Source organism: [Clostridium] scindens, from assembly GCF_019597925.1.
In the GTDB taxonomy this organism is placed as follows: domain Bacteria; phylum Bacillota; class Clostridia; order Lachnospirales; family Lachnospiraceae; genus Clostridium_AP.
This window is the reverse complement of record NZ_CP080442.1, coordinates 2,384,807-2,403,476: the sequence shown is the minus strand read 5'-3', so window position 1 is coordinate 2,403,476 and position 18,670 is coordinate 2,384,807. Positions and strand designations below refer to the sequence as shown.

Here is an 18,670-nt window from a genome sequence, read left to right as displayed (position 1 = left end):
TAGACTTCATAGAAGATCTTTTTTGCGTAGACAGTAATCTGATAACCGTTTCTTATATAAGAATGAGGAGGAAAGCTATGAATTATATCGTATGGGCAGAATCGAATGATCCAAGATACAATCTGGCAGTGGAAGCCCACTTGCAGACGTTGGTAAAAGAAGGGGATGTCATTTTGTACCTGTGGCAGAATGAGCATACTGTAGTAATAGGAAAGAATCAGAATATCCTGAAAGAATGCAGGGCCAGGCTACTGGAAGAGGAAGGCGGCTATGTGGCCCGTCGGACGACGGGGGGCGGCGCGGTCTACCAGGATATGGGAAATGTCTGCTTCACCTTTCTTGCGTCTCCAGAGATGTATGACTTGAAAAGACAGTCCGGGATCATTGCGGATGCGTGCAGATTCTACGGAATTGAGACGCAGGCTTCCGGACGGAATGATATCCTGACCAAGGAAGGACTGAAATTTTCCGGCAATGCGTATTCCAAGACAGCCAGCTGCAATGTGCAGCACGGAACGCTGATGGTGGACGTGGACAAGGAGAGGATGACCCGCTATCTGACGCCGTCTAAAGAGAAGATGAAGGCGAAAGGCGTCGATTCTGTCAGATCCCGGGTGTGCAACCTAAGGGACTTGAATCAGGAAATTACGACACAGGGAATCATGGAGCAGATGGCGGAAAGTTTTCAGAAGGAATATGGTACGGCGCAGATTCTGAAACTAGGCGGGGAGGATCAAGAGAAGATCCGGCAGATCTATGAATCCTATTGTTCCTGGGAATGGGTATATGGACAGTCTCCGGCGTGCGAGATCGTTCATCAGAAACGGTTCGTCTGGGGAGAAGTAGAGGTTCAGATGCACTTGGAAAACCTCGTTATCAAGGAGATAAAGGTATATACGGACGCATTGGACATCGGCCTGCCGCAGGCGATCGAGAAGGCATTCAGAGGCAGGCGTTATGATCTGTCAGACGTAGCCACGGACGCGGCAGAAGGAGAATCCGCCATAGAAAGGCAGAAGCAGGTGAAGGAGGTAATTGATTGGATTGCAGGGATATCTTAATCCGGCAGGTAGACAATGCAGGGGTTCTGATCCGTCTGGGAGACACTTGGATCTGCACGGATATTCTATGTGCCCATGGATATGGCAAATACATGACGGCAGATGAAGCAGCGATAGAGGAACTGTATCAGGCAGAGCCTGAGGAATGGCCGGAAGCGTGCCTGATCACGCATGAGCATCCGGATCATTTCTCCGAAGAAAGGATGCGGCGCTATGCAAGGATCCATAAAGAGATGAAGATCATCTCTAACGAGGCAGTCGTAAGCCGCCTGCGCCCCTGCATAGAGGAAGACCGGCTGACGGCCATAGGAAGAGGAAGGAAGCAGAAGATCATGGCAGGAAAGACGTTGATCACTGCCTTTAGCAGCAGGCATATGGGACGTCAGTACGATGCGATCGTGAACCTAAGCTTCCTGCTGGAGTATCGGGGATATAGGATATTGATTACCGGGGATGCAGATCCCCGGTATTTGCTGAGGCAGGCGGCGGAACTGGGGATGAAGGCAGATCTTCTGATCAGCCCGTTTGCCTATATCACCCTCCGGTTTGCCAGAAGGCAGCTGGAAGAAGTGCTGGGAGCGCGCCAGGTATTTGCAATCCATCTGCCTGCGGGCGGAAAAGATGGGACGCGCTTTCGGGAGATTCTGAATGCCGCGCAAAAGGAGGAAGGAATTCCCCGGATCATCTATGGAAACGAACTCGGCCAGGAGCTAGTTATAAAAATTGTATAAATAGTGTTGACAAAAGAAAAAGGGAGTGCTAAATTAATAATCGAAGATGTTAGCACTCAAAAATGTAGAGTGCTAACAGCAAAATCCGAAAGGAGGAGGATAGATGGTATCAGAACATGGACTTAGCGACCGCAAGCTTAAGATCCTTCATGCGATTATCCAGAACTATCTGGAGACAGGCGAGCCGGTTGGTTCCAGAACCATATCAAAGTATACGGATCTGAACTTAAGTTCTGCAACCATCCGTAACGAGATGGCGGACTTGGAAGAGATGGGCTACATCATGCAGCCTCACACGTCGGCCGGACGCATTCCTTCGGATAAAGGCTACAGACTCTATGTAGATATGCTGATGGAAGAAAAAGAACAGGAACTGAGCGAGATGCAGGAACAGATGCTGGATAAGGCGGATAAGATGGATCAGCTTCTGAGACAGGCGGCAAAGGTTTTGGCTAACAGTACGAACTATGCGACGATGGTATCCACGCCCATGAACAATGCGAACAAACTCAAGTTCATTCAGCTGTCCATGGTAGACGACGAGCAGATCATCGCGGTAATCGTGCTTGGAGGCAATGTGATCAAGAATAAGATCATTGATATTGACGAGCCAATCAGCAATGAGAATCTGTTGAAATTGAATATGCTTTTAAACACGACGCTGAATGGCATGTCTATCGAGGAGATCAATCTTGGACTGATCGCAAGGCTGAAGGAGCAGGCAGGCATACACAGCGAGGTGATTGGAAACGTTCTGGATGCGGTGGCGGATGTCATCCAAGTGGATGACGACATGCAGATCTATACAAGCGGAGCCACGAACATCTTCAAGTATCCGGAACTCAGCGATAATCAAAGCGCCCAGGAGATCATCAGCGCGTTTGAGGAAAAACAGCAGCTTAGCGAGCTGGTAACGCAGACATTATCGCAGGAAGATAATACAGGGATCCAGGTCTACATCGGTGATGAGACGCCGGTCAAGACCATGAAGGACTGCAGCGTTGTCACCGCCACTTATGAATTAGGCGACGGCATGAAGGGAACCATAGGTATTATCGGGCCAAAGAGAATGGATTATGAGCATGTATTAAAATCCATGAAGCGGCTTCAAAGCGAATTGGATGAAATGTTTCATAGAAAAGAATAGGAAAGGTGGAAGAACCCTTGGAGAATAATCAGGAAAAGAGCCAGGAAGAGATGGTAAAAGAGGCGGTGGAAGAAGCCAAAAAATCGGCCGGGGAACAGCCGGAAGGCGAGCCCGGGGAAGATCAGGCAGAAGAAGAGTGTGCCAAAGAGGCATCCGAAGGTGAAGAAGCCTCCGAGAACGAGGAAGAAGAGCCGGATGAGGAAGACGAAGATAAAAAGTCTGGCAAGAAACTATTTGGCAAAAAGAATAAGAAAGATAAAAAGGACGAGAAGATTGAGGAACTGACTGACAGGATCACTCGTCAAATGGCAGAGTTTGATAACTTCCGCAAGCGTACGGAAAAGGAGAAATCCCAGATGTACGAGATAGGAGCGAAAGATATCATAGAAAAGATTCTTCCGGTAGTCGACAACTTTGAGCGAGGGCTTGACGCTGTCAAGGAAGAAGACAAGGAAGACCCATTTATCCAGGGAATGGAGATGGTGTATAAGCAGTTAATGACTGTGCTGGGAGAATTGGGCGTTAAGCCGATCGAAGCGGTAGGCAAAGAATTCGACCCGAATCTCCACAATGCAGTGATGCATGTGGAAGATGAGAACTTTGGCGAGAATATCATAGCCGAGGAATTCCAGAAAGGTTATATGTACCGTGACTCCGTAGTGAGGCACAGCATGGTAAAAGTAGCAAACTAATTCCAGATAATTTAGAAAATAAAACAGGAGGTCTTTATAATGGGCAAAATCATTGGTATTGATTTAGGAACCACGAACAGCTGCGTGGCTGTTATGGAAGGTGGCCAGCCAACGGTCATCGCAAATACGGAAGGTGCCAGGACGACGCCATCCGTCGTAGCATTTACAAAAACAGGGGAACGTCTTGTGGGCGAGCCTGCAAAACGTCAGGCAGTGACAAACGCTGAGAGGACGATCTCTTCTATTAAAAGAGAGATGGGCTCTGATTTCAGAGTGACGATTGACGATAAGAAATATTCTCCACAGGAGATTTCCGCAATGATCCTTCAGAAGCTTAAGGCAGATGCGGAAGGATACCTGGGAGAAAAGGTAACAGAGGCGGTTATTACCGTGCCAGCTTACTTTAATGACGCTCAGCGCCAGGCTACAAAGGATGCAGGCAAGATCGCGGGCCTTGATGTAAAGCGTATTATCAATGAGCCTACTGCGGCAGCGCTTGCTTACGGGCTTGACAATGAGAAGGAACAGAAGATCATGGTATATGACCTTGGCGGCGGTACCTTCGACGTATCCGTCATCGAGATCGGCGACGGCGTTATCGAGGTATTATCTACCGCAGGTAACAACAGGCTGGGCGGAGATGACTTCGACCAGAAGATCACGGATTATATGATCGCTGAATTCAAGAAGCAGGAAGGCGTAGATCTGTCAGCCGACAAGATGGCGCTTCAGAGACTGAAAGAAGCGGCAGAGAAGGCAAAGAAGGAACTGTCTTCTGCAACGACCACAAATATCAACCTTCCATTTATTACAGCAACAGCGGAAGGCCCGAAGCATTTTGACATGAACCTGACAAGGGCAAAATTTGATGAACTGACGCATGACCTTGTGGCAAAGACATCAGAGCCAGTAACGAGAGCGCTTTCTGACGCAGGCATTACTGCTTCCGAACTGGGCCAGGTACTTCTGGTTGGCGGTTCCACGCGTATCCCTGCTGTCCAGGAAGAAGTGAAGCGGCTGACAGGCAAGGAGCCAAGCAAATCTCTGAACCCGGATGAGTGCGTAGCGCTTGGTGCATCCGTTCAGGGCGGCAAGCTTGCCGGAGATACGGGCGCAGGCGACATCCTTCTTCTGGATGTAACTCCGCTGTCACTGTCAATCGAGACGATGGGCGGTGTTGCAACAAGACTGATTGAAAGAAATACGACGATTCCTACCAAGAAGAGCCAGATCTTCTCCACAGCGGCAGATAACCAGACAGCCGTAGATATCAATGTCGTACAGGGAGAGAGACAGTTCGCCAAAGATAACAAGTCTCTGGGACAGTTCAGGCTGGATGGAATCCCGCCGGCTCCACGCGGGGTACCGCAGATCGAAGTTACATTCGACATTGATGCGAACGGCATCGTAAATGTATCCGCAAAAGACCTTGGAACAGGCAAAGAGCAGCATATCACCATCACGGCAGGCTCTAACATGTCTGATGACGAGATCGACAAGGCGGTAAAAGAAGCAGCGGCATTCGAGGCGCAGGATAAGAAGCGCAAGGAAGGCATTGATACGAAGAATGATGCGGACGCCCTGGTATTCCAGACGGAAAAAGCCCTGGGCGAGGTAGGAGATAAGATTGATGCTGCAGATAAGGCTGTCGTTGAGGCGGACTGCAAGGCATTGAAGGAACTTCTTGAAAAAGTAAACATGGATGACATGTCAGACGCGCAGATTGCCGAGATCAAGGCAGGCAAAGAGAAACTGATGGAGAGCGCGCAGAAATTATTTACTAAGATGTATGAACAGGCCGGAGCAGCAGCCGGAGCACAGGGAGCAGACCCGAACATGGGGGCAGGCCCGAATCCGGGAGCAGGCCCTGCACCGGACGGCTTCCAGGGAGATGACGTTGTAGACGGTGACTATAAGGAAGTATAAGCCCAGTGCGAATACTGTTCCGCGAAACTCAAGCGAGATTATTTATTCTTAAGCTTAGTCTCGCGGAACTTCCTTATGTACATGAAAGAAAGGGATAAAAGATGGCAGAATCAAAGAGAGATTACTATGAAGTGCTTGGCGTCAGCAGAGATGCCGACGACGCTACATTAAAAAAAGCATACAGACAGGTTGCCAAGAAATACCATCCTGATATGAATCCCGGAGACGCTGAAGCAGAGAAGAAGTTCAAAGAAGCGTCCGAAGCCTATGCAGTCTTGAGTGACCCGGAGAAACGGCGCCAGTATGACCAGTTTGGCCATGCTGCCTTTGAAGGAGGCGCTGGAGGCGCCGGCGGATTCGGCGGATTTGATTTTGGCGGGGCAGACTTCAGCGATATATTCGGCGACATATTCGGCGACCTGTTCGGCGGTGGCAGCCGCAGGGGCCGTGCAGGCCAGGGTCCTATGAAGGGCATGAATATCCGCAAGAGCGTAAGGATTACCTTTGAAGAGGCAGTATTCGGCTGTGAGAAAGAGATCGAGGTCATCTTAAAAGATCCATGCCCGAAGTGCAGCGGCACAGGCGCGAAGCCGGGAACATCCCCGGAGACCTGTCCGAAATGCGGCGGCAAAGGCCAGGTAGTATATACGCAGCAGTCCTTCTTTGGAACTGTGCAGAATGTTCAGACCTGTCCGGACTGTCACGGAACCGGCAAGATCATTCGGGAAAAATGCCAGGATTGCAGTGGAACAGGATATGTATCCAATAAGAAGAAGATTGCGGTTACGATACCGGCAGGCATTGACAACGGTCAGAGCGTGCGTATCCGCGATAAAGGAGAGCCGGGCGTAAACGGCGGCCCGAGAGGAGATCTGCTGGTAGAGGTTAATGTATCCAGGCATCCCATATTCCAACGCCAGGATATGCATATCTTCTCCACTGTGCCGATCTCATTTGCCCAGGCGGCAATCGGCGCGGACATCCGGATCAAGACGGTAGACGGGGAAGTCCTGTATAATGTGAAGCCAGGCACGAAGACGGATACGAAAGTGCGGCTGAAAGGAAAAGGGGTTCCATCCCTTCGCAATTCCCAGGTACGGGGCGATCACTATGTGACTTTGGTAATCCAGACTCCGGAGCATCTAAGCCAGGAGGCGAAAGAAGCGCTTCGAAGATTCGACGAGTTGACCGGCAATACGCTGGGAACAGCGTCTGAGAGCGATTCCGAGCCCAAGAGCGGCAAGAAGAAAAAAGGATTTATGGATAAAGTAAAGGAAGCCTTTGATGATTAAGTTCATCAAAGGCTTCTTCTTTCTCTTGCTAATTCGCGCTTTGCTGCCGGTTGTGAATGATCACCAAGGCTATGAATAAGAATGCCAGGGCGAACAGAATCTGGATGACGTACCCTGTATACAGGGATTTCAGCTGGGTGCTGCTGAACGTGTGGTTGTTGGCGATCAAGTTGTTGCCGGTCTCATACCAATAGATCGGAAGGAAGCGTGCAACGGTCTTGATTCCTTTGCTTAAAACCTCCAGGCTTACCAGAACCCCGCTGATAAAGGACAGGCCAAGAGAGACCACGTTGACCACTGCGCTGATCATCTCTTCCTTGCGTACCATGCTTCCCACCAGGAATGCGATCGAAAGGGATACCAGCATCATCAGGAAGCTGTTGAACAGATAGTGGGGCAGGTGCGGATCCTTTAAAAATTCCTTTCCATACATGAGGACCGGCAGCATAGTGCACACCCCCCAGACTGCAAGGCCAATGACTGCATAGCCTAATATCAGCTGAGCGTTCTGCCGTTTGCCGGACACGGCGGAACACAGCATCCGCCTTTTGACATCCGGCTTATTAAAGGCGATCATGATATAGGTCAAGGAATAGCACAGGATGGACAGGAGGATATAGGGCATATACTGGTACATGAAAGAGTACATGGTCCGTTGGCCTCCATGCCCATTCTTGTCGATGAGCGTTATGTCCGCCGGCTCCTTTGCATTCTCCTTCACTTCGGCAATGGCTTCGGGGAGAGAGAATCCGCTGGCAGTCAGGACCCGCACGTTATTCAGGAAGGTGTCGATCTGCTGGTCTACATAGTAGCCGGTAGTGCTCCCGGGGACCTTGATAACGGGAAGCGTCTCTGTTCCATTCAGGCATCTGCTTTCAAAATCCTTCGGGATCGTTACTACATAATTGATTTCCCGGTAGAAGAGGCGGTCCTGGATGACCGACTTGTCATCGGGCATATCTTTAATGGTATGGTACTGTTCCAGGTAGGAGGCCATTCCCTTAGCCAGTTCCCCGCCGTCCCGGTCGATGACCGCGATATCCAGGCTTTCCATGCTGTAGGACTTGGCGGTGTTCTGGACATCCATCTTCTGGATGGCAAAGCATATGGCCAGAAAGATGGAGATATACAGGAATAAAATATTAAGATTGCGTTTGGTGATGGTCATAAAACCTTTAAATACTGTCATATCGTTCCCTCCTTATGCCCAGGTATGCGATGAATAGAAATAGCGCGCTCATGACTGCAAGAATGCCGATGCTTCTTGCAAAGCGATGCGCGTCATTATACACGCTCATGCAGTAAAAGGCATCGCTTAATACGGCGGCCGGATTCAGCCGGTTGATGATCGGGCAGTGAAGCTCGATGATATTCTTCATATTGCCGAACATCAGTCCAGCCAGGAATCCCGGAATCAAGGTGATGGCGACCGTAAGTCCCAGTTTCATATCCGTAGACAGCTTGCTGAGGCACCCGAAGGCAATTCCTAAACTTACGCCGATCATGCTTCCCATGAAGTCCACGACCAGAAGCGCGCCGATGTTATCTCCAAGGCTGATTCCCAGAACTTTTATAAGATACAGGTTGAGAACCAGAATGTTGATGAAATGGATGATGAACAGCACCGTCATGTCTATCAGGATCAGCTTGAACTTATGGGTAGGGGTTATGCTGCGCCTGGCGCCAAGCGCAGACAGGTTGGCCTGGCTGTCAAGGCTGGAGCGGACGCCCAGAAACGCTCCGGAGAGGCACGCATAGGCAATCAATGCGAAGAAATACTGTACATTAGGGTCCAGCGTTTTTCCGCCCAGGGATTCGTTCCTGGTCTCCGGATGATAATCCTTCATTGCCTCGATAGCCGCGCCCATCTTTTCAGGATGAGTCATTGCGATCTTCTGGATCATGGCCGCGTTCTGATTATAATTTTTCAGAAGGGAAGACAGGATGCTTTCATTGATCCCGTTTTTCCCTACGGAGAGAGAAGGGGTATCGTCTACGTAGTAGATTCCAAGAATGGTCTCTTCTTTCAAGGCTTTGATTGCGTCAGATTCGGAAGAAATATCCTGGATGTCCAGCGTGTCGGGCTCCAGTTCCTCAAGGAATGCCTGGAAAGATTCGGCATTCTTGGAACTTAAGTCTTCCTCGATGATGGCCACCTTGATAGGATCCCACTCGTAGTCTCCGGTTCCATCAAGGCCGGCGCTGCCGAAAGAGAAGTAGAAGAAGGTTCCAAGGATCAAAGGAAAGGCCAGCGCCCAGAACATAATGGGATAGTCTCTTACAGTCTGTATGAATCGGTATTTCAGTAAGTGTAGCATAGCGCGCCTCCTAATCTCTTAACTCTTTGCCGGTGATTTCAAGGAATACGTCATTCAAGGTGGGGAGTTCGGAGAATACCCGGCCGAAGGAGACGTCGTTATCCTTCAGATAATCCAGTACGCGCACCAGGTTATGCTTGGCGCTGCTTAGGCGTATCGTCAGCATCTGCTCCTCGTAAGAGAGATCGAATACATGAGGCAGCTGGCGAATCTCGGCCAGTTCCAGATCAGTCAGCGTGATGGCCTCGATGGTGATGGTCTCCCCGGTCTTGATCATCCTCTTTAATTCCTCCGTTGTTCCGGTGGCAAGGACCTTTCCATGGTCAATGATGGCGATGCGGGAGCAGATCTGCTCTACTTCTTCCATGTAGTGGGAGGTGTAGATGATGGTAGAACCCTGGCGGTTCAGTTCCATAATGCCTTCCAGGATCTTGTTCCTGCTCTGGGGATCTACGGCTACGGTAGGCTCATCCAGGATGATAAGCTTAGGCTTGTGCACGATGCCGCAGGCAATATTCAGCCTGCGAAGGAGCCCGCCGGATAGTTTTTTGGGCCTCATTTTCTCGAAGTCTTCCAGGCCGGTAAACGCGATGGCTTCCTCCACCAGGCTTCTTCGCTTTTCCTTGTCTTTGACGTACAGGCCGCAGAAGTAGTCGATGTTCTCCCGGACGGTCATCTGTTCAAAGACTGCCACGTTCTGCATGACCACCCCGATGTCTTTTTTGATGTCATAACTGTTGGGACGCATGGGCTTCCCAAATATGGTGATGGTACCCTTGTCATATTTTAACAGCGCGAGCAGACAGTTGATGGCTGTTGTCTTGCCGGACCCGTTGGGGCCCAGCAGGCCGAAGATCTCTCCCTCTTGTATATTAAGGCTTAAGTGGTCAAGCGCCACCAGGTCTCCATATCTTTTTACCAGATTTTCAATGTGGATCATGGGTGTTCCTCCTTATGGATCATTCTGTTTTGTGATTTGTTACTTGTAGTATAAAGCCCTGGCGTTTATAATGTAAGTGTCAGTTGTCAGGATGGCAAGTGACAAATGTCATGCCCTTTTGGGCAGTTTTGAGGAAACGTATATTTATGAAGAGAACGATCGACCAGACAGTCTTGCTAATATATTGCTTTACCACCGTATTGCTGGTGCCAGCTGATACGGCATTTCTTGTGGCGCTTCTTGCGGCCATTATCTATGGGGCATCCAATCTCTACCGGGATTCCCGGAAGTGGAATCTTGCATCCGCCATCGTTTTTCTTGCGATATCAATCGCGATCCCGCAGCTTTTGCTTTTTACCCCGCTCGTCTTATATAGCCTGCTGGACTACCGACAGTATATTCTGATCGCTGTCCTGGCGGTGCTTTATCTGATCTCTTATGGCCCAAAGGAGCCGGAAATTACGTGCTTGATAGCGCTTGGCTGCCTGGTGGCGATGCTGATCCAGTATCAGACTGGAAAATTTGAAGAACTGGAGCATAAGTTCCGAAAGACCAGGGATGACGGCACAGAACTAAATCTTCTTCTGAAGGAGAAGAACCAGAATCTGCTGGAGAAGCAGGACTATGAGATCTATACAGCCACCTTGAGGGAGCGCAACCGGATCGCGCGGGAGATTCATGATAATGTGGGCCATATGCTGTCCCGGTCGATTCTTATGGTGGGAGCTATGAAGGCCATCAGCAGGGAAGAGAACCTAAAAGAGCCGCTGCTCCAGCTGGAGGATACCTTGAATGCCGCGATGAGCAGCGTGCGGCGAAGCGTCCACGACCTTCACGACGAATCCATCAACATGGAGGAGGTGCTGGGGGAACTGGTGGGCGACTTTGCCTTCTGCAAGGCCCAGCTGGAATATGATATGGGATACGATGTCCCAAGGGAGATCAAGTATAGTTTTATCACGATCGTAAAAGAAGCGCTTAACAATGTCATGAAGCACAGCAACGCCACTCAGGTGAATGTTCTTGCAAGAGAGCATCCGGGGCTGTATCAGCTGGTAATCGAGGATAACGGAAGCGTCAGCGGTCCGGAAGAAGCAAAGGATGGCGCCCGGGGAATCGGGATACAGAATATGAAGGAGCGGATCGAGGCGCTGGATGGGACCATACAGATCCGAAGGGAGCGGGGATTCCGCATCTACATCACGGTGCCTAAGAAAAAGGAGGTAGGGAGTTGAATATTGTAATTGTAGACGATGACGTGCTGGTTTCCAGCGCGTTGAAGACCATACTGGAGTCGAGTGAAGAGATCCGGGTATCTGGCATGGGGCAGGATGGGAGCGAGGCGTTAGAATTATACCGGGAGCACAAGCCGGATGTACTTCTGATGGATATCCGCATGAAGAATATAAGCGGGCTGACTGCTTCCCAGGAGATACTAAAGGCGTATCCCGAGGCGAAGATCCTGCTTCTTACCACCTTTTCCGACGATGAATATATTGTAAAGGCGTTGAAATATGGCGTGAAGGGCTATCTGCTGAAGCAGGATTACAACAGCATCCTGCCGGCACTGCAGGCGGTAAAAACAGGGCAGACGGTATTTGGGACGGAGATTATCGCCAAGATACCGGACCTTCTGCAGGAGAAGAAGACGTTTGACTGGGAGGCGCATGAGATCAGCGAAAAGGAACTGGAAGTAATCTCCCTGGTGGCGGAGGGCCTGAGCAATAAAGAGATTGCGAAGCGCCTGTTCTTAAGCGAGGGTACGGTGCGCAATTATATCAGCAGCATACTGGACAAATTAGAACTAAGAGACCGCACGCAATTGGCGGTCTATTATCTGAATACTACGCGGTAGTAAGAAAGGAATGCCTATGAACAGCGAACAGGATAAGACGATGGAACTATTGACGGCCACCACGCCCCTGGACATGGAGATACAGCATATGGAACCCCTGGACCGGGTCAATGGATTTGATGTAAGGCCAGGCTTCTATATGTTTGACGGAGCAACCCCGATTCCTAAGGGAGTCTGCTTTACGGTGCAGTCCCAGGGGGCAGCTTCCTGCGAGCTGCTCCTCTATCACAGGAAGGAGTCCGAGCCTTATGCGGTGATTCCATTTCCGGACAATTATAAGATTGGAAATGTCTATTCCATGGTGGTATTCGGCCTGAATGTGGAGGAATTCGAATATGCATACCGGCTGGATGGGCCTTATAATCCAAAGGAGGGCCTCCTCTTTGACAAGAAGAATATTCTTCTGGATCCTTACGCCAAGGCAGTGACCGGACAGAGTACCTGGGGACGGAAGGTCAGCGATGACGGATACCGGGCCCGGGTGGTGAGGAACAATTTCTACTGGGGCACGGAAGTATGGCCCAAGATTCCAATGGAAGAATTGGTCATCTACGAGATGCATGTCCGGGGATTTACCATGATGGATCCCGGGGTCAGCGCGCCTGGAACCTTTGAGGGAATCCGACAGAAGATCCCTTATCTGAAGGACCTGGGGGTCAATGCCATCGAGCTGATGCCCATCTTCGAATTTGACGAGCTGAGCGACCGGAGGGTAGTGGATGGAAGAGAACTTCTGAACTACTGGGGCTATAATTCCGTCAGCTTCTTCGCGCCCAACACCAGCTATGCATCTGCGGTAGAGTATAACCGGGAGGGGACGGAACTGAAGCAGCTGGTAAAATCCCTGCATGAGAACGGAATCGAGGTTATCCTGGACGTGGTATTCAATCATACGGCAGAAGGGAACGAGAACGGGCCTTTCATATCTTTTAAAGGCTTTGACAATAATATTTATTACCTCCTGACTCCCGATGGCTATTATTATAATTTCAGCGGCTGCGGCAATACCATGAATTGCAATCATCCGGTGGTACAGAGGATGATCATCGACTGTCTCAGGTACTGGGTCACCACGTACCGGATTGACGGATTCCGGTTCGACCTTGCGTCTATTCTTGGACGCAACGAAGACGGCACGCCGATGAGGAAGCCTCCGCTTCTACAGGCGCTGGCCCAGGATGCGATTCTTGCTGATACGAAGCTGATCGCCGAAGCGTGGGACGCCGGGGGATTATACCAGGTGGGAGACTTCCCTGCATTTAAGCGGTGGTGCGAGTGGAACGGCAAGTACCGGGATGATATGAGGGAATATCTGAAGGGAGGCCTATGGTGCGGCAAGTATGCGGCCAAGCGCCTGGTCGGGTCGCCGGATATCTACGATCCAAATATCCGGGGAAAGGATGCCTCCATCAATTTTATCACCTGCCATGACGGATTCACGCTGTATGACCTGTACTCGTATAACGAGAAGCACAACGAGGCTAACGGCTGGGGCAATACGGATGGCGGCAACGATAACCGCAGCTGGAACTGCGGAGCGGAGGGCGTAACCAGCGATCCAGAGGTTCTTCATCTAAGAAAGCGGATGATCAAGAATGCATGCGCGACGCTCCTTACAAGCAGAGGGACGCCTATGTTCCTTGCGGGAGACGAATTTTGCAATACCCAGTTTGGCAACAACAATCCGTATTGCCAGGATAATGAGATCTCGTGGCTTGACTGGGGGCTGCTTAAGAAGAACCAGGATATCTACCAGTTCTTCCGGTATATGATCCATTTCCGCAAGAAGCACCCTGCCATCCACGGCCTGTGCCAGCCGGCGACCTGCGGCCTTATGGATGTGAGCCTTCATGGGGTACGGCCTTTTGAGGGGGACTTTGGGGAGGACGCCAAGGTCATAGCGGCAATGTTTGCGGGATTTGACAGCAAAAGAAAGAAAGACGACATCGTCTATATTCTGATCAATGCCTACTGGGAGGCCATGACGGTCACGCTCCCCACCCTGCCGGGAGATATGAAGTGGAGCATTGCGGCGAATACCGGCGAGGAAGGCGTGGGGTACCACGAGGAACCAGTGCCTTTGACGCAGGATGAGGTTCTTGCCGGGGAGAGGTCTGTGATGGTGTTGGTAGGAGGGCATTATGAATGATCTGAATGTGATTATCGTTGTTTTCCTTAGCCTGTTATTGGGCATTATCTGCCTGGCCGCTACGGCAAACGGCTGGGCATATAGCCGCAAGGCGGGATATATCGTGGCGGCCGGGTTTTTGATCTTTGGAGCGGTGTTTGGATTTGCCTGCGTTATGAAGGCAGATCTTCTTCTGGTGTTTGTGATCGCGGTTCCTTTCGGAGGGTTCCAGATTGCGATGGGGCTGTCCATGCTGGCCGACTGCTTGATCTATAGAAAGCGGGGCGAAGGACAGTTTATAAAGGCAGCTTATTCAGGCATGGAGCGAAGCACGGAATACTACAGAATCGTGGTACGTTTTATGGCGGACGGGAAGGTGATGGAGAGAGCATCCGAAGATCATTATACGGAGAGTTATATCAAAAAGCATATGAGAGAGACGGACGCCTGCACCATATGGCAGAATCCCAAGAACCCCGAAATGTTTCGGATCCGGCGCTTTGAAGGACTGGTGCCAGGCATTCTGGTGTCATTCTTAGGTTTTATATTCTTTAGCATCCCATTTGAACTTCTGCTGGAAAGAATTTAGGAATCTGCAGGCAGGATCCGAATCATAACCTGGGTGACGTATTCTTCTATGGAAGAGATGGCAATCTCATTCAATCCGGTCTCATAGGCATTGCCGGTCAGGATCAGATGGTTCTCGCTGGCATAAGCAAGCATTTTCTTATAAAGAGAAGGAAGAGCGCTCCAGTCTCCTATGGAATAGCCATAGAGGTAGGTGCCTTCCGGGCGCAATAGGAGGCCGGGCTTTTGTTTCTTCTTTTCTACGGGGACGAACAGGCCTCCATATTCTTCAAAATTCCCTTCTCTTATATTTTCAACCGTAATATAACTTCCAAATCCCATCCGGCACTGTGCTGTGTCGAAGGAGTTCCTCAGATGGCGCAGGGCTTTGACGGCATCATCGTCTGCGAAGGCATAGGGGATGGTCGCAAGCCAGGCATCCGGACATTTGCCAATCCGAAGTTCCTGGTGCGTTATGCTGCGGCATAAGTCCAGCTGCTGCTTCTGGCGCTTAAGGATATCCTTTGTCTTTTTCAGGCGTCGGATCTCCTGGTCGATCTCTTCCAGCTTGCTGTCGGCGATGCGATAGAAGCGGCACGTATCCGGCTGGTCCATATATTCCTTGATCTCCTCAAGGCTCATGTGAAGTTCCTTCAGCATGAGAATATATTCCAACTCTATACTCTGGGAATAGTCATAATACCGGTAGTTGTTATCGCCTTTATAAATGGGAGAGAACAGTCCGATGGCATCGTAATAATGCAGCGTCCGCTTATTGATTCCATGCAGCTGCGCGAACTGGGCGGTGGTGAGCCGGATAGGCCTGGCATTCAAATTTTTCATAGAGAATCTTCCTCCTTGACTCTACAGTTACTGTATACTTTATGCTCATTATACACGAACATGTGCAAAAGAGAAAGGAGATATATCATGCAGGAAGAGATCATGCTTAGAGAAATGAGGGACGAGGATTATGAAGCCATAGAGGAGATCATCAGCGAGACTTGGAATTATGACCAGCTGACGACCCCGCAGGCTGCCCGTAAGATGGCAAAGGCATACTTGTACGGATGCCTGGCCAACCAGACTTACAAGCAGGTAGCAATATGTGACAAAACGGTGGCGGGAGTGATCATGGGCAAGAACATCAGGCATCACAGGTGTCCGCTTAAAATCCGGCTGAATCAGATCAGGGCCGTGGCCGGGCTGCTGCTTGACCGGGAGGGTAGAAGAGTGTCTTCAATATTTTCCGCCGTAAATGAGATTGACGGGGAATTGCTGAAAGAAAGCGGGAAGGACTATCAAGGGGAGGTGGCGTTCTTTGCCATCCGTTCTAAGTTCCGGGGAAGAGGCCTTGGGAAAAAGATGTATTGCAGCCTGATGGACTACTTTAAGGCGGAGGGAATCAACGAGTTCTTCCTGTATACGGATACCACATGCAACTACCCCTTCTATGAGCATCAGAAGATGCATCGGCGCGCGCAGAGAACCTATGCTTTCCAGATAGAGGGACAGGAGGTGCCGATGACATTTTTCCTGTACGACGGGCTTTGCCGCGAGATGGGAAATAATTGAGAAAAAGATGGGGATGCTCTAGCCATCCTGCCGTTGTTTTGGTACAATAATTGTCAGACTGGATAATTGGGAGGACTTACGAATGAAGAGACCAGGACAGGAGGCAGCAAAACGCCTGAATATAAATTGGGGAAGTTTTTACCGGAATGTATTTGCCTTGGTCATCCCTATGGCCATTCAGAATCTGATCAATGTGGGGGTGACGGCAGCAGACGTGATCATGCTGGGACGAGTGGGGGAGAAGGTGCTCTCCGGCGCATCTTTAGCCGGACAGATTCAGTTTATCATGACGCTGATCTTCATGGGCATTACTTCCGGGGCTACCGTCCTGACGGCCCAGTACTGGGGGAAGAAGGATACAAGGACCATCGAGAAGGTGCTGGGGATGGGACTTGCGGCGGGGCTGATTACGGCCGTGGCGTTTGCGGCTGCTGCTCTCTTTATTCCGGAGGCGCTGATGCGCATCTATAGCTCGGATCCTGCGGTGATCGCGGAGGGCATCCGGTACTTGAGGATTGTCGGCTTTTCCTATCTGTTCATGGCAGTGACGCAGGTCTACTTAAACATCATGAGAAGCATCGAGCGGGTATTGATTGCTACCTTTGTCTACAGCATCTCACTGATCGTAAATATTGCCGTGAATGCGCTGCTGATCTTCGGGCTTCTGGGATTCCCGGCTCTGGGAATCCGCGGCGCTGCTATCGGAACGCTGTGCGCCAGAATCGTGGAGATGGTCATCGTGCTGTGCTATGCATACTTTCAGAACCGGGTGGTGCGTATCAGGATCGGGGATATGGTGCATGTGGACAAGGTGCTTTTAAAGGACTATATGGTGTACGCGATGCCGGTGGTCCTCAATGAACTGATGTGGGGACTGGGAAGTTCCGCTAATACAGCGGTCATCGGCCACCTTGGAAGCGCGGCCGTAGCAGCCAATTCCGTGGCCCAGGTAGCCAGGCAGCTGGCGACCGTCGTGGTGTTCGGCATCTCTCATGCTACAGCGATCTATCTTGGCAAGACCATCGGAGAGCAGAAGCTGGAGCACGCCAAGGCGTATGCCAAGCGGTTTATCTATCTCAGCCTGATTCTGGGAGCAGCAGGCGCGCTGGTGATCCTGGCGGCCGCGCCGATTGCCAACGCTACGCTGGCGCTCAGTCCGGATGCAAAAGGATATCTGACATTCATGTTCTTCGTCATGTCCTATTTCACGATCGCCCAGTCCTTAAATTGCACGATGGTGGTAGGAATCTTCCGTTCCGGCGGGGATACCAGGTTCGGGCTTATCATGGACGTGTCTACCATGTGGGGATTCTCCATACTGCTGGGCGCGGTGGCCGCCTTCGTATTTCATGCAAGCGTGCCGATCGTCTATGTCATATTGATGAGTGACGAACTGATCAAGGTGCCGATTACCATAAAGCGGTATCTCAGCTATAAATGGCTGAAAAATGTAACCAGGGAAAAAGAAGAATTGGAGGGAGCATAGCATGATCGTATTAGAGAAGCAGGAAATCGAATCGCTGATAGACTTGAATCAGATGATGGATCAGATTGAGGAGGCCTACCGGATATTCGGAGAGGGAGACTATTACATGCCGCCCAGGCAGGCCGTGGAGGATGCCAATAAGTCTATGATGTACATGCCCTGCTATACAAAGGAAATGATCGGGACCAAGATATTGAGCATCTTTCCCGACAATGCCAAGCTGGGCCTGCCGTCCATTGACGGCGTGATGCTTTTAAACGACTATCAGACTGGCAAGCCGCTGGCCATACTGGATGGACAGACGGTTACCGCGTGGCGGACCGGCGCCGTTGGAGGCGTGGGAATCCGGCATCTGGCGGCAAAGGACAGCCATACGGTAGGGATCATTGGCGCGGGCGTGCAGGGATTTTACCAGGCGCTTTATGCATGCGCGGCCAGGGATATCCATACCGTATACGTCTATAATCACAGCAGCCGGGACTTGACAGATTATCTGGGCAGATTGGAAAAAGTTATTGATAAGGAAGGCACAAAGGTAGTACAATGTAAGACAGTAGAAGAATTAGCGAAAAAAAGCGATATCATCTGCACGACAACGCCTTCTACGACACCGGTGCTTCCTAATGACAGAGCGTTATTGGAAGGAAAATGCATTATCGCGATCGGTTCCTATACTCCTGATATGCGGGAAATACCGGATGTGATCTGGGATCTTGTGGATAAGGTATATATCGAGCTCCCTTATGCATGCGAAGAATGCGGGGACTTAAGCCAGCCGCTCTCGGAAGGACGCCTTACCATGGACCGGGTCATGCTGATGCACGAGTATCTGGCATCAGGAGCGGATGAAGAAGCAGGCGCCGGAAAGACCACCTATTTCAAATCAGTGGGAATGGGGCTTTTTGACGTATGTATCGCACAAAAAATATTAGAACAGGCAAAGGAGAGGTAA

At 50.5% G+C, this 18,670-nt stretch carries 17 protein-coding genes; 13 read left to right on the top strand and 4 right to left on the bottom strand.

Annotation, left to right across the window (positions count from 1 at the left end):
* Window positions 1–77: 77 nt before the first annotated feature.
* The 6 genes from K0036_RS11570 (at window position 78) to dnaJ (ending at window position 6,849) form a co-directional block, all read left to right on the top strand.
* Complete coding sequence (locus K0036_RS11570) at window positions 78–1,061, top strand: lipoate--protein ligase (protein WP_227066321.1); 984 nt, start codon at window positions 78–80, stop codon at window positions 1,059–1,061.
* Entirely contained in the window at window positions 1,040–1,792 is a 753-nt protein-coding gene (locus K0036_RS11565) for an MBL fold metallo-hydrolase (RefSeq protein WP_220429780.1), read from the top strand. Before K0036_RS11570 ends, K0036_RS11565 begins: the two co-directional genes overlap by 22 nt.
* Before the next feature lie 103 nt (window positions 1,793–1,895).
* The gene (gene hrcA / locus K0036_RS11560) at window positions 1,896–2,939 is read left to right on the top strand and encodes a heat-inducible transcriptional repressor HrcA (protein ID WP_025643171.1); all 1,044 of its coding nucleotides are present in this window, start codon (window positions 1,896–1,898) and stop codon (window positions 2,937–2,939) included.
* Window positions 2,940–2,989: 50 nt separating this feature from the next.
* Window positions 2,990–3,631: a nucleotide exchange factor GrpE gene (gene grpE, locus K0036_RS11555; RefSeq protein WP_220431307.1), complete on the top strand. Its 642-nt coding sequence runs from the start codon at window positions 2,990–2,992 to the stop codon at window positions 3,629–3,631.
* Between the two features lie 39 nt (window positions 3,632–3,670).
* Complete coding sequence (gene dnaK, locus K0036_RS11550) at window positions 3,671–5,557, top strand: molecular chaperone DnaK (RefSeq protein WP_173694805.1); 1,887 nt, start codon at window positions 3,671–3,673, stop codon at window positions 5,555–5,557.
* Window positions 5,558–5,658: 101 nt separating this feature from the next.
* Window positions 5,659–6,849 (top strand): molecular chaperone DnaJ, encoded by a 1,191-nt coding sequence (dnaJ, locus tag K0036_RS11545; protein ID WP_220429779.1) that lies wholly within the window; start codon window positions 5,659–5,661, stop codon window positions 6,847–6,849.
* Between the two features lie 28 nt (window positions 6,850–6,877).
* On the opposite strand, the gene K0036_RS11540 is transcribed toward dnaJ, so the two are convergent.
* Genes K0036_RS11540 through K0036_RS11530 form a run of 3 tightly spaced genes read right to left on the bottom strand, consistent with a single transcriptional unit; the run spans window position 6,878 to window position 10,107 of the window.
* Window positions 6,878–8,038 carry an ABC transporter permease gene (locus tag K0036_RS11540; RefSeq protein WP_173694804.1) on the bottom strand — a complete coding sequence of 387 codons (1,161 nt, stop codon included), beginning with the start codon at window positions 8,036–8,038 and terminating at the stop codon, window positions 6,878–6,880.
* The gene (locus K0036_RS11535) at window positions 8,025–9,167 is read right to left on the bottom strand and encodes an ABC transporter permease (RefSeq protein WP_173694803.1); all 1,143 of its coding nucleotides are present in this window, start codon (window positions 9,165–9,167) and stop codon (window positions 8,025–8,027) included. The genes K0036_RS11540 and K0036_RS11535 overlap by 14 nt, the downstream gene beginning before the upstream one ends.
* Before the next feature lie 10 nt (window positions 9,168–9,177).
* Window positions 9,178–10,107 (bottom strand): ABC transporter ATP-binding protein, encoded by a 930-nt coding sequence (locus tag K0036_RS11530; RefSeq protein ID WP_025643176.1) that lies wholly within the window; start codon window positions 10,105–10,107, stop codon window positions 9,178–9,180.
* A 146-nt stretch (window positions 10,108–10,253) separates the two neighbouring features.
* Here K0036_RS11530 and K0036_RS11525 point away from each other — a divergent pair, with 146 nt between their 5' ends.
* From K0036_RS11525 to K0036_RS11510, 4 genes are read left to right on the top strand one after another with little or no spacing between them, the layout of a single operon-like run.
* The gene (locus K0036_RS11525) at window positions 10,254–11,342 is read left to right on the top strand and encodes a sensor histidine kinase (RefSeq protein WP_259283287.1); all 1,089 of its coding nucleotides are present in this window, start codon (window positions 10,254–10,256) and stop codon (window positions 11,340–11,342) included.
* Window positions 11,339–11,962 (top strand): response regulator, encoded by a 624-nt coding sequence (locus K0036_RS11520; protein ID WP_220429778.1) that lies wholly within the window; start codon window positions 11,339–11,341, stop codon window positions 11,960–11,962. The genes K0036_RS11525 and K0036_RS11520 overlap by 4 nt, the downstream gene beginning before the upstream one ends.
* Window positions 11,963–11,978: 16 nt before the next feature.
* A complete protein-coding gene (gene glgX, locus K0036_RS11515; protein ID WP_256183867.1) occupies window positions 11,979–14,111 on the top strand; it encodes a glycogen debranching protein GlgX in 2,133 nt (710 codons plus the stop codon).
* Window positions 14,104–14,679 (top strand): DUF3592 domain-containing protein, encoded by a 576-nt coding sequence (locus K0036_RS11510; RefSeq protein WP_220429777.1) that lies wholly within the window; start codon window positions 14,104–14,106, stop codon window positions 14,677–14,679. The genes glgX and K0036_RS11510 overlap by 8 nt, the downstream gene beginning before the upstream one ends.
* Here K0036_RS11510 and K0036_RS11505 read toward each other — a convergent pair.
* Window positions 14,676–15,500, bottom strand: coding sequence for a MerR family transcriptional regulator (locus K0036_RS11505; RefSeq protein ID WP_259283286.1), 825 nt, complete (start codon window positions 15,498–15,500; stop codon window positions 14,676–14,678). The two genes, K0036_RS11510 and K0036_RS11505, sit on opposite strands and share 4 nt — an antisense overlap.
* A gap of 87 nt (window positions 15,501–15,587) precedes the next feature.
* On the opposite strand from K0036_RS11505, the gene K0036_RS11500 reads away from it, so the two are divergent.
* The 3 genes from K0036_RS11500 (at window position 15,588) to K0036_RS11490 (ending at window position 18,670) form a co-directional block, all read left to right on the top strand.
* Window positions 15,588–16,232 (top strand): GNAT family N-acetyltransferase, encoded by a 645-nt coding sequence (locus K0036_RS11500; RefSeq protein ID WP_220429776.1) that lies wholly within the window; start codon window positions 15,588–15,590, stop codon window positions 16,230–16,232.
* An 82-nt stretch (window positions 16,233–16,314) separates the two neighbouring features.
* The gene (locus K0036_RS11495) at window positions 16,315–17,718 is read left to right on the top strand and encodes an MATE family efflux transporter (RefSeq protein WP_025643183.1); all 1,404 of its coding nucleotides are present in this window, start codon (window positions 16,315–16,317) and stop codon (window positions 17,716–17,718) included.
* A gap of 1 nt (window position 17,719) precedes the next feature.
* Entirely contained in the window at window positions 17,720–18,670 is a 951-nt protein-coding gene (locus tag K0036_RS11490; protein WP_220429775.1) for an ornithine cyclodeaminase family protein, read from the top strand.